This is a genomic window from Pseudoalteromonas sp. TAB23 (assembly GCF_000498075.1).
GTDB lineage: Bacteria > Pseudomonadota > Gammaproteobacteria > Enterobacterales > Alteromonadaceae > Pseudoalteromonas > Pseudoalteromonas arctica.
This window is the reverse complement of the sequence record NZ_AUTP01000231.1, coordinates 17,985-29,500: the sequence shown is the minus strand read 5'-3', so window position 1 is coordinate 29,500 and position 11,516 is coordinate 17,985. Positions and strand designations below refer to the sequence as shown.

Below are 11,516 nucleotides of genomic sequence, written 5' to 3'. Positions count from 1 at the left end.
TGCACCGCTGAATACGGGTGCTACGGCTTCAACTACTCAAGCTAACGCGACACAGCAAGTGAATGACGCTACTCAACCAAAAGCTGACAATGCTCAGGCAGACAGTGAGAACACATTAAATGGTGATCAAGCTGATAATGGCCAAAACGTGAAAGCTGATGCTGCTACTGCAAGCACTGCACCGCTGAATACGGGTGCTACGGCTTCAACTACTCAAGCTAACGCGACACAGCAAGTGAATGATGCTACTCAACCAAAAGCTGACAATGCCCAGGCAGGCAGTGAGAACACATTAAATGGTGAACCAGCTGATAATGGGAAAAACGTGAAAGCTGATGCTGCTACTGCAAGCACTGCACCGCTGAATACGGGTGCTACGGCTTCAACTACTCAAGCTAACGCGACACAGCAAGTGAATGATGCTACTCAACCAAAAGCTGACAATGCTCAGGTTGACAGTGAGAACACATTAAATGGTGGACCAGCTGATAATGGGCAAAACGTGAAAGCTGATGATGCTACTACAAGCAATGCACCGCTGAATACGGGTGATGATCCTTCATTAGCTCAGAGTAATGCGACCCAACAAGTTAATGATGTACAAAAAAAGGAATTAGAAACTAAAGGTGAAAGAAATGAAGATGTGCAAAGTGGTAATGAAAGTAAGCCACAAGCTGACATTGCTAATAACGCTAACTTAGACCCAGGTACACAGTCTATGCCTAGCGATGTAAACGAAGAGCCACCAGCGACAAGCAATGATGTTACCGGCAATGCAGATCAACAATCTGAAATGTTAGATGAAAGTGACGCTGTTAGCGGTACAGATACACCAAAAGAAACTAGTTTAGATGCGCATCCTGCACCACATTCAATGATGAGTGAAAATACAGGAGACGTAGACACTGGTGCTCATATAGAAGCTGGAAGTAAAAACAATGTACCTATTAGCGAAAAAATAGAAACAACAACTGACGGTGTTGATGCACAAATCTCATCTAAAACACCAATAACTAGTGAGTCAGATGTAGAGGAACTACCAATAGATGCTATGCAGTTTTTAACTGATAATGAAGTTGGCCCTAAAGAGTTTGAAACAGACTCAGGTGAAAAATATACTCGCGTCGGTTCGTTTGGTTCTGCCGATGATCCAATTGGTAATGTATACGTTAATTCCGATGGTAATGCATTTTTCAATGATGGATTTAGTTCTAAATTACAGGACTATGGTGATATATCCGGTATTGACTATGTGAAACAGAAATAACAAAAAAAGCCCGAAAGGGCTTTTTTCTAAACGGTCGCGCGAATTGTCAAAATTGCTATTATGTTAAAAATTTTAAAGATAGGCTTTGGTTATGAATAAATATACGTTTGCAGTCGCTCTACTTGGTTTAATTCATTTCAACGCAACAGCAAAGCAAATTGAAGTGAGTGTTTCAACTATCGGCCTTACTGAGCATCAGGTTAGAGAAAAGGTAAAGTTGGAAGCTCGCTGGTATTCGGCCAAAAATGTACCAGTATTAGTTTCCGGCAGTGAAAAAATAAACTCGATCGGTGAATACAGCAGAGAAGTTACCGCTTTATCAGCAGCCGCTTTAAATATTACAGTGTTGAACGAATATTGGGATAACGAGGCTGAGACTTTAACCAGTAAGCTAGAAGTCACTCAAAATACGGATATAAGTGAGCATGTATTCGGTAGCCTTCTGAAGAATGACGCTTTAAAAAAACAGTTACGAAAAGCATATGAAAACTTGGATAAAGTTTTAAAGGTTAACTCAGAATACGATTTTACCGCTGCAAGTAGTGAAATGGGGATGTTGGACACGGTTTATAACGTTTTGTATATGCGTAATAGTTATGAAGATTCAATGCGGGTGAAATCATTATTACAGATTGATTATGAAAGTTATGTTTTAAATAAGTACATCACCCCTTATTTCAATTCATTGGAGCCCATAGCTATTGATGTAGACGATAAAGGGTTGGTTATTAAGTACGGGAGTAAGTTTTATAAAAAGCTCTCAAAGAGCTGTATGGCGCTTGTAAATGCATTTTTCTTTCAAAATACAAGTTCAACTAACAAAATATCTAGCAATACCTGCATAGACGAGCCGATATTTAATCAATTAGATCTTTCATATAAGAAAAAATGGTATGCATATGCTTCGGACTATAAGGATGGTGAAATTGTAATTATATATCCAAAAAAATACTATGGTGCTGAAGAATTAACGAGAATAATGAATGATCCTGTTAACGAGCTAAGAAAAATAGTTGTGATTAGTTACAAGGAAGATAACAAGGTTCGTTGGTAAATTTATGATCTGGTTTGCTTATAAAAATGCCTAGGCGAAGATGTTTAGCCTGTTTAATGTACGTTTAACAGGCTAAATCGGTATGAATTTCAATTCAAATAACTTGTTAGTAAAATACTGATCTACACTATTATTTCGGGATGATGATACAAGTAACCTTGGGCAAGTTCAGCTCTAGTTTTCTTTGCAATCAATAACTGCTCCTTTGTTTCAATCCCTTCAATAACTACTTTATGCCCTCTGTTTCTAATTAAATCGACTAAGCGATAGAATTTAATAGCGTTAGCTTTTGATGTTGTCGCTTTTTGTATTAACGATATATCCAATTTTACAAAATCTGGGTTTATAGAATTTAACGATTCAATATTAGATAACCCTACCCCGTAATCATCGATAGCAATTTGAAATCCATGCTTTTTCAAATTAGCTAAATTCTTCTCAAATATAACTTCATTGTGTTTGGCTTCACACTCAGTCACTTCTATTACTATTTGTGTGTGAGCTAATAACTTTGATAGCTGGTTACTGCAAAGATTAAAAGAAATGTTAGCAATCTCACAACGGGAAAAATTCATGAAAACCCATACATTACGCTGTTCAGCTATTTTTTTTACGGCAGTTATTTTCAGATTTGTTAATTCGACCAAGTTATCAATAAAAAAATTCGATGAAAATGGCTTGCTATTCTGAACGACAGTCAACTGACGACGTATTAATAATTCACATGCAAGCACTTTACCTGATTGTAAGCCCACGATTGACTGAGAGTAGTAGCTGACATTATTCATTAATGTATTCCACCAGCTCCACAGGAATATGATTAAGTAAAAAGAATGTAGATTTTAGTGTTTCATTCTTTTTGTCCTTTATAAAGATACGATGCAGCTTACCCTCTTGCCTGGTTGTCACAATAAACGCGTCAATATGATGGAACGTTAAACCGAAAATAGTCAGTGATAGTGACGTATTTGATACCTTCATTCGCACTAATAGCACAATCAATGAAAGAAAAGTTGGTATAGCAAGGTCATTAGGTGGCGTATCTTGATAGCCTGAGAAGTAGTGGAGCATCATTAATGGCCACAATACGCCTATACTCATTAAAATGATAAGTATAGCTCGCACAGGTGGTGATATCGAAAATAAATAATAAGTTCTGTTCATAATTACTCCTTAAATTTTCAATATTATAAAACAGGGTATTTGAGTCATGAAATTTTACACATGGGTAAAATAGGCTCTGTAAGTTTCGGCTAAAAACAATTTTTGCTTTAAGATAGCTATGGTTGATCTAAGAGAGAAGTTTATCGAAGTCAAATTCTTCATTTAATCTTTAATTTTTGGATTCAAAAGATTTAAGGTTTGATGTAATGAGAACTATTATTATATTTCAGTGAGTTAATTTGATTACATGAAAAAACATTACAGTGCTTGTTAGATTTTATTCGTTAAATCGCTTATTATTAAGTTTGAGTGCATTAAAAATTGCGAAAATGCATGACTAGACGTAAGTTAATATAATTTAAGGTATATAAATAATGCCATCGACAAACTCAATATCTAAACTAGGGTTAGAGGAAGCTGCAGTAAAGCTTTTTCAGATGGGTATTCGTTCTGCAACAGATTTTCAAAAGTTGTGTAACGGCCAGTTTAATGGATTGCAAGGTCGTCCAGCAGATATTCCCTCTAATCCAATGATGTATTTTAAAGAGATCAGCAACTTTAAAGAGCTTCTTAAACTCGGGCAAAGACTAAGTGAAGAAATACAGGCTGAAGAACAGCCAAAAAAAATAAACACAGATGAACGCGATGTAATGTCTTATGAAGATCTAAAGCAATTGGTGCGAAAATACAACGTAACCTCGATACGTCAGTGGAAAAAGGTTGTGAAGGAAGATAAGTTACCGGGTTCTTTCCCTAGCTCTCCACAGGCTTACTACAAGGATTTTGAAGGCTGGGATCTGTTTCTTGCGCCTAAAGCGTCCCGTTTTTTAGAATGGGATGAAGCAAAAGCCTTGGCAAAAAGCGTCCGTGTAGAGCATGGTTTAAAAAACGCTTATGATTGGCGTTGGCTTTCAAGGCAAGGCCATAGACCAGCAGAGTTACCGAGTGCGCCTGATTATTATTATACTCAGTTCACAACATGGAAAGATTTTTATGGACTGGAGTAAACATATTTGTAATAGCAGTAAAGCACAATTGCTTTACTGCTGATTTTTTTCTTTCAAGTAAATGTGTAGACGCGGTATTAATGGCTCTACTTTGCTAACCACCTCTTTTCTACCAGCATAATCTCCCAACGGTTTAAATTTAAACGTATCAACACAGTTAATTAAGAAAACAGGCGAATGCGCGTGTAAATCTTTTCTGAGGGTCATTTCCGTACCGCTATTATTCGGGTTTTTAGGCTCGTTGAAGCGCAATTTCAAAATCGGCGTTGCAGGTGCTTTCCTAGTTATGTTAAATAGCGTGTTACTTGTGAAATGACTGATAAGCTTACGCTCTTCTTGAATGTGAAGCTCAAAGCCTGCTCGCGAATCTGTACTATTGCCATGGTTAGGTGCATACGCCAAAGAGCGGTCTATTTTCTCAATCACCTGCTGCTTAGTTAGCGTTTTAATTTGTGACTTATGTTCCCATGAAAAACGCGCACTCAAAATATCCTTTTGAATAAAGACAGGGTGTGTTCGTGTTGCCATTGGAAATATGAGCCCAGGTTCTGCGTCGTGAACAATTTCAAATCGTTGATCAACTGATTTAGCCAAGCGGTGAATAACACCTTTGAGTTTCACCTTCTCTGCATTGAGGCTATCAAATAAAGTGGCCAACCTTTGCATATACGCAAAGTCGCATTGGATATTGATCAGGCCCGGTAATTTGATTGAATAGCGAGTTGATTCATTGTGTTGTGCGCGAAACTTACCGATATGCGTAATCGTCTTACGGATAGCCTCAATGCCGGTTTGGTGAATAACATCAAACGGTGCATCTAAAAGAGCTTGTTGATGTTCATCATTGAATTTCAAACGAATGCGAGACTGTACCAAGCTTCGAGTTTTGGCTATGTCTTCAGTGATGGTAGGTAGGACGAATATATCTGCACCAATAGAGTCAGTATTTTCTTTAAGTGCGCAGGTTAGAGCATCTACAGCATTAAGCACTTCATTGTATTGAAACTTAAAATCGCCCCGCGTTGTTTTGATTAGTTGTTCCATAGTGCCTCTTACTGTCCAATAATGACTACAACATGCACATATTATATACCACCTAATACGCGCTCTGACACATTTTTGTATAATATTTAGCTTGGCTTACCCTGATAGCGTGTTTATTTTCTTTTTATTTATTATTATTTTCTTTTTTTTTCTTTGGAGCGTGGCATTAGTGGCGTATCAGGAAAGGGAAAGATATATGAAATAAACAGCTACCCGAAGGGTAAAGCTGTTTCACCTTGTCTGTCAATAACATGTATGTTGTAGTCATATATATAGAACCATTCAATTTCATTCCCTTAATTTGTAACACTAGTTTACTCTTCCTACTCAACGACTTTAAATTTTACAGCCCCCCTTTTTGGTATCTCTATTTTTTTAGCTTCTGTGTTAATCCCTTTACTATTCACCTATACACTAATTAAATGCTTATTGGAGTTTACATGCTTACCTCTATTCTCTCCGCATCGCTTATTATGTTGGCCACCAGCGCCAGCCTAAATATAGATACGGCTTTACCAACTGAAAAACCAACCTTTTTACACCACGAACAGGCGTTCATACTCTCATATGACTTAACAGATACTGACGTTAAACTAACGTGGGATGTTGCTCCTGGTTATTATCTTTATCAAGACACCATTAAAGTAAATGAAATCTCTGAAGACGCACTTCAATTTACCAGTACGCCCGTTTCAACCCATGATGAATATTTCGGTACCACTATGATTATTAAAACGCATGCTGCAGCACACTTCGCTAAATCAGCCCTTAAACAGACTACGTTTAGTGTTTCTTATCGCGGTTGTGCTGAAGCAGGCCTGTGTTACCCACCCGTTACTGTTGAAATTAACTTATAGGACAACTGAACATGTTTAAAAGTCTCTCTATTATATCTTTGGCTATATTAGCCTCAGCCTGTTCAAACACGATTGTCGTAGAAGAACAAAAAAGTGTGGTTAAAGTAGCAACCAAACCTTATAAACCCACCTTTCATTTTGTCGAATTCGAATTTGATGCAGCGGAACCAATCAATGTTAAGACTATGGCTAAACAACTCGCGCCACACATTGCCCACTTAACCGCTAATCCTAGTCATTTTGTTTTATTGCAAGGCGCCGGTGATGATTCGGGGTCCTTTAATTACAATTTCAAGCTTGGAATGTCACGCGCTACTTTTATAGAAAACTATTTACTCGAGCGCGGGGTTTTACAATCGCAAATAAAAGTAAGCTCTGTTTCAAAAGCAAATAGTCACTTAAAGCCATACGCGCGTACAGTTCATTTAAGCTATTAATTGCACTGTGCCTGCGAACCCCACTCTGTGGGGCTTCATTTGTCTGGTTAGTGAAACATTTAAGGTATTATTTATTCATGCTTAATCATTAATTATATTTTCTAACACACTACTTATAGAGGGTTATTCTGAGCGTTGTGTTATATTCCGCACGAATTTAAATCACTACTATTTTCTTATTGGTTAGCACCTGTTTTAAGTCAGTATTTCCAATGTGTATAAGTGTTCTTAAGGAACCGTGATGGCAATAATCAAACGCTTACCTCTAGGGTTTTTATTTATAGCAGGGGTAACATCTATTATTTTTTCCGCTGCTATTTGGTGTCAGTGGGATAATGAAAAAAAATTCATGAAGAACGCCAAATTTCGACGGTTAATCGTTTTGCCAGCAGCGTTGACTCATTACTTAGCACCCAAGAATTAGTTTTATCGTTTCTTGAACAGTCTATTGTTGATGGCCAAGAGCTCATTGATAGCGACAGGGTTACAGAAGAGTTCGATCACCTTATAGAGTCAAACCTAGATATAGCGATGCTTGGCATTTCAAATCTAAATGGTCAACCTAAATTAGTGAGACCGCGCATTAAGCTAGACCCTCTCTTTAATTTATTAGACTATGATGAAACACGCGATGGATTTATTAACGCTTTAAATAGTGACCGTGTGGTACTTGGGCGAACATATCGAATAGACGGACAACTTCTTATACCGTTACGTAAAACATTACGCACTGACGCCGGTGAGCCTATTGCGTTGATTGTTATTGGACTAAAAATAGATGGCGCGCGCTTGTTTAACAATCATCAGCATTATGCCGCCTATAATACGCTCACAATGTTGCGTGATGATGGGTATCGCCAATTTATTTCGACTCACCTTGATTATTCCAGTGCGTACACAAATAAACCTTTTATCTTCTCTGAGCGAATGGGTAAACCCATTCCATTAGTTGATGTGATTGCTAGGCAATACCCCTACACAAAAGATACATTCAAGCCGTATCTTTTTTACAACGAACGGGCTCAAGTTGTCATCGCACGACTTGATACCTATGGTTTATGGATCAAGTCTATAATATTGAAAAGTGACATTTTAACCCTCTTAATTTCGCCTTTTTTAATTCAGTTTTCTCTGTTAATCGCCATTAATTTAGCTGCACTATATATAATTCGCTTACTGGCCGCTAAGCAGCGACAAAGAGATCATGATTTACTCCACCAAGCTCACCATGATGAACTGACGTCATTGCCTAACAGACATTACTTTAACAACCACTTGTCTGACTGGTTTAAATGCACGAAGAAAACATTTTCCATGATGTTAATTAATGTTGATCACTTTAGATTAATCAACGACAGATATGGCCATTTGGCGGGCGATCGCATTCTGCAAGAGGTAACGGCACGACTTAAAAAATTTGAAAAAAAAGATGAACTCCTTATTCGCTATGCGGGTGATGAATTTATTCTTTTAACACCTGACATACATACGACCGAGCTTCGCCGCAACGCATCAATTATCATTAAAGCAATGATGTTACCCTTTCAGATTGGTGAAAGTGAGTTACGCCTTGGTTGTAGCATAGGCATTGCGAAAGCACCTGAACATGGTAAAACATTAACCCTGCTTTTACGTTCTGCCAATATCGCGATGTATAATGCGAAAAAAGAAGGCAATACGTTTAATGTATTCACCTTCAGCATGGCCCAAACTTATATGGATCGTTTGGAAATAGAAGAGCGCTTACGTGTAGCTGCTGAGCTTGAGTGCTTTTACATGGTTTATCAACCGCAAGTGGATGCAAATAATACCCTATACGGCGTTGAAGCACTTGTAAGGTGGGAAGATAAAAAGTTGGGCTTTGTACCCCCTGATAAATTTATCGCCATTGCTGAATATTGTGGCCTAATGCCAAAAATTGGTAATTATATTATTGAAAGAAATGAGTGCATTGCAAAAAAGCTTAAATTTAACCTTTCAAATAGCAATCAATATTTCGGCTCAACAATTTTCCCACATTGATTTTATTACGATGCTTAAACAGTCCATTAACCGCCACAATATTGACCCAAAGCGAATTACTATTGAGATCACTGAAAGTCTTTTTATCGATGATATTAATAAAGTGCTCCCGATACTTAACCAGCTTCGTGATGAAGGCATTTGTATTTCACTTGATGATTTTGGTACGGGTTATTCGTCTTTAAATTTGCTTCGCACATTACCCATAGACGAGTTGAAAATTGATAAGAGCTTTGTGGACGATATTATGCATGATGTTCAATCGTTGAAAATGGTGCAAAACATTATTTCAATTGGTAAAAATCTAAACTTGACGTTACTTGCAGAGGGCATTGAAACTGGTGAGCAAAAGCAGTGCCTTATAGACTGTGGTTGTGATTTGTTTCAGGGCTATTACTATTCAAAACCGCTATTATTAGGGGTTTTGTGCCCATCCCCTCGAAATCGGCATTAGGATGAAACATTAACTTTTTTAGGCTTATCTTCATTTAGAATTTTATAAACTGTAGATCTTCCTATTCCTAATTCCTTGGCTATATCAGTGGCTCCCATTTTACCTTTATGAAGTTCAAGTAACTTAACCCGATCAACAGAACGTTTTCGACCAAAAGCAACACCATTTGCCATAGCGTCAATCCGACCTTCATTTGTGCGTTCTAATATACGTTCACGTTCGGCATCAGCAACAGCACTTAGAATAGTAACAACCATTTTCCCCATTGTTCCTTCAGTACTTAAACCTTCTTTAATAAAGCGAATGGCAATACCAGCTTTATCAAACTCTTTTATTAATTTAATCATATCGGCAGTATCACTACCCAAGCGATCTAATCGAGTAACTAAAACAAGATCACCTTCTTCTACCTTTACTCGTAAAAGATTCAAACCCTCTCTATCCATATTAGATCTGCTACCAACATCAGAAAATATTCTTGATGGTTTAGCACCTTCAGCTTCTAGAGCTTGTTTTTGGAGTTTTAGTGATTGTTGGCTAGTTGATACTCGTGCGTATCCAAATTTTCTCATAAGCGTCTATTAAATCGATAAGTAGAATTGTTGTCTATTTAGGTAATGTAAACGATTTAGTAGACGATTAATATAGGGTATATCAAACTATCTACTATGTTATGAGATAAAGTACATGTTGATGTCTTATTTAACTATCTATATTCATAGTCTCTTGTCGAGCTGATTATAAATACCTAAACTTGACTTAATTGTTCAATCGCCTCAATTTGCTTAGTAACTAACTCCAAATAAGTTATCTTATGTTGGATCTTAATATTAAGTAAATTAAGTGTTTCGTCTGGAATATTATGCTTGTCAGCATTAATTGCCATTAATAATGGCTTAATATCAACAAGAAGAAGACCTGCTGCTCTTGAAGCTCTGATAAACCTAAGACGTTTCAATGCACATAAATCATAACGACCATAGCCTGATTTGGTTTGCTCATTGCAATGTAATAAGTTTTCAAGCACATAATTTCTGACAGTGTGGACGGTGGTTTGAGCGGCTTTCGCTAATTGAGAAATACTCAATGGAAAGTCCAATAATTCATCGTCTGCTTGGATAAAGCCATTAAAGTCGGGAATTTTATTTAGAAAAGAGGCATATTCAATAGGGATATTTTCAATTTTTTGGCTGTTCATTATCGTTCCTTATTTGAAAAAATATTGATACTAAATTTTATAGCAATAAATATGTAACTTATTGATAAGCCTTTAGACCTTAAAGAAGTGGTAACTAAAAAAACAAATAGTTACCACCTAAAAACAATAAATTACAAAGGAGTATTCGACATATTATAGTGACGTTATTTCATCAATGACAACACGCATTTTCGTCATTGAAAAACAGTCCTTCGAAGTCTGTTTTTCCTGACATTCTGTCGATATAATACTGAGAATCTTTTTGGAATGTATCTAAACAATAAGGACAGCGACAAAAGTGCAATTCATGGTCGTTAAACTTAAAAGGTACGGTTAGCGCCACTGGTTTTTCTGCCAAACACGTAGGGCAAACTTTTATATCCAATGTTTCCCTCAGATATTTATCTGGTTTTTTTTGAAAAATGGCTAAACACCCCTGACAACAAAAAAAATATTCAACAGATTTGTACTCTATCTTTGGTGCTTGCGAAATATTGATCCCTAATCTGATTAGCGAACAGCCACAGGTTGAGCAAATCATCGTGGATATCTCCTATTAGTTGTTTAAAAAAATAATGGTTTAACCCGCGCAGCACGATAAATCTTTAACATCTTTGCTAAAAGTTTGCGCACATAGTTTTAAACCCTCAACCATCGTTAAATAAGGGAATAATTGCCCTGCAAGGTCATCTACCGTCATATTATTATGAATAGCGAGAACAGCGCTTTGTATTAATTCGCCACCTTCATGAGCGAGTATTTGTGCGCCAAGAATTTTACCTGTTGCTTTGTCAGCGACAAGTTTAATAAACCCATCTGTTTCAAAATTTGCTAATGCTCTCGGTACGTTCTCCATATCTAACACACGGCTAATAACATCAAATCCCCCTGTTATGGCTTCCTCTTCCGTTAATCCCACTGTTGCTACTTGTGGATCTGTAAAAATAACCGCTGGCATGGTTGATAAATCAAGCCTAGCGTCACCACCTGTCATATTAATACCAGCCCGACT

The 11,516-nt window shown here is 37.2% G+C and carries 10 protein-coding genes and 2 pseudogenes (1 of these 12 only partly in view); 6 read left to right on the top strand and 6 right to left on the bottom strand.

What is annotated here, in order from left to right; all coding sequences use genetic code 11:
* Together L654_RS1000000127985 and L654_RS0113895 are read left to right on the top strand one after the other, a co-directional pair.
* Positions 1 to 1,267, top strand: a 1,267-nt coding sequence (locus L654_RS1000000127985) for a hypothetical protein (protein ID WP_029753618.1), incomplete at its 5' end; no start/stop codon positions are given.
* A gap of 91 nt (positions 1,268 to 1,358) precedes the next feature.
* Positions 1,359 to 2,321, top strand: coding sequence for a hypothetical protein (locus tag L654_RS0113895; RefSeq protein ID WP_024591218.1), 963 nt, complete (start codon positions 1,359 to 1,361; stop codon positions 2,319 to 2,321).
* A 122-nt stretch (positions 2,322 to 2,443) separates the two neighbouring features.
* Here L654_RS0113895 and L654_RS0113890 read toward each other — a convergent pair whose 3' ends face one another.
* Both L654_RS0113890 and L654_RS0113885 read right to left on the bottom strand, forming a co-directional pair.
* Entirely contained in the window at positions 2,444 to 3,109 is a 666-nt protein-coding gene (locus L654_RS0113890) for an EAL domain-containing protein (RefSeq protein ID WP_024591217.1), read from the bottom strand.
* A complete protein-coding gene (locus L654_RS0113885) occupies positions 3,102 to 3,485 on the bottom strand; it encodes a hypothetical protein (RefSeq protein WP_024591216.1) in 384 nt (127 codons plus the stop codon). Before L654_RS0113885 ends, L654_RS0113890 begins: the two co-directional genes overlap by 8 nt.
* Before the next feature lie 374 nt (positions 3,486 to 3,859).
* On the opposite strand from L654_RS0113885, the gene L654_RS0113880 reads away from it, so the two are divergent.
* Entirely contained in the window at positions 3,860 to 4,492 is a 633-nt protein-coding gene (locus L654_RS0113880; protein WP_024591215.1) for a hypothetical protein, read from the top strand.
* Positions 4,493 to 4,525: 33 nt separating this feature from the next.
* Here the strand turns inward: L654_RS0113880 and L654_RS0113875 are convergent, their stop codons facing one another.
* The gene (locus L654_RS0113875) at positions 4,526 to 5,536 is read right to left on the bottom strand and encodes a DNA replication terminus site-binding protein (RefSeq protein ID WP_024591214.1); all 1,011 of its coding nucleotides are present in this window, start codon (positions 5,534 to 5,536) and stop codon (positions 4,526 to 4,528) included.
* A gap of 440 nt (positions 5,537 to 5,976) precedes the next feature.
* Between L654_RS0113875 and L654_RS0113870 the strand changes: the two genes are divergently transcribed.
* The 3 genes and pseudogenes from L654_RS0113870 to L654_RS1000000128295 all read left to right on the top strand — a co-directional run bounded on the left by L654_RS0113870 (position 5,977) and on the right by L654_RS1000000128295 (position 9,306).
* Positions 5,977 to 6,393 carry a protein-disulfide reductase DsbD domain-containing protein gene (locus L654_RS0113870; protein ID WP_024591213.1) on the top strand — a complete coding sequence of 139 codons (417 nt, stop codon included), beginning with the start codon at positions 5,977 to 5,979 and terminating at the stop codon, positions 6,391 to 6,393.
* Between the two features lie 95 nt (positions 6,394 to 6,488).
* Positions 6,489 to 6,830 carry an OmpA family protein gene (locus L654_RS1000000126955; RefSeq protein WP_158001145.1) on the top strand — a complete coding sequence of 114 codons (342 nt, stop codon included), beginning with the start codon at positions 6,489 to 6,491 and terminating at the stop codon, positions 6,828 to 6,830.
* 531 nt (positions 6,831 to 7,361) lie between these two features.
* Positions 7,362 to 9,306, top strand: a pseudogene (locus L654_RS1000000128295) (EAL domain-containing protein).
* Here L654_RS1000000128295 and L654_RS0113850 read toward each other — a convergent pair.
* From L654_RS0113850 to merA, 3 genes and pseudogenes are all read right to left on the bottom strand, one after another.
* Positions 9,303 to 9,878, bottom strand: coding sequence for a recombinase family protein (locus L654_RS0113850; RefSeq protein ID WP_024591208.1), 576 nt, complete (start codon positions 9,876 to 9,878; stop codon positions 9,303 to 9,305). The pseudogene L654_RS1000000128295 and the gene L654_RS0113850 sit on opposite strands and share 4 nt — an antisense overlap.
* A 176-nt stretch (positions 9,879 to 10,054) precedes the next feature.
* A complete protein-coding gene (locus tag L654_RS01000000126110; protein WP_024591207.1) occupies positions 10,055 to 10,504 on the bottom strand; it encodes a MerR family transcriptional regulator in 450 nt (149 codons plus the stop codon).
* 580 nt (positions 10,505 to 11,084) lie between these two features.
* Positions 11,085 to 11,516 (bottom strand): annotated as a pseudogene (gene merA, locus L654_RS01000000126100) (mercury(II) reductase); it runs 1,195 nt beyond the window's last position.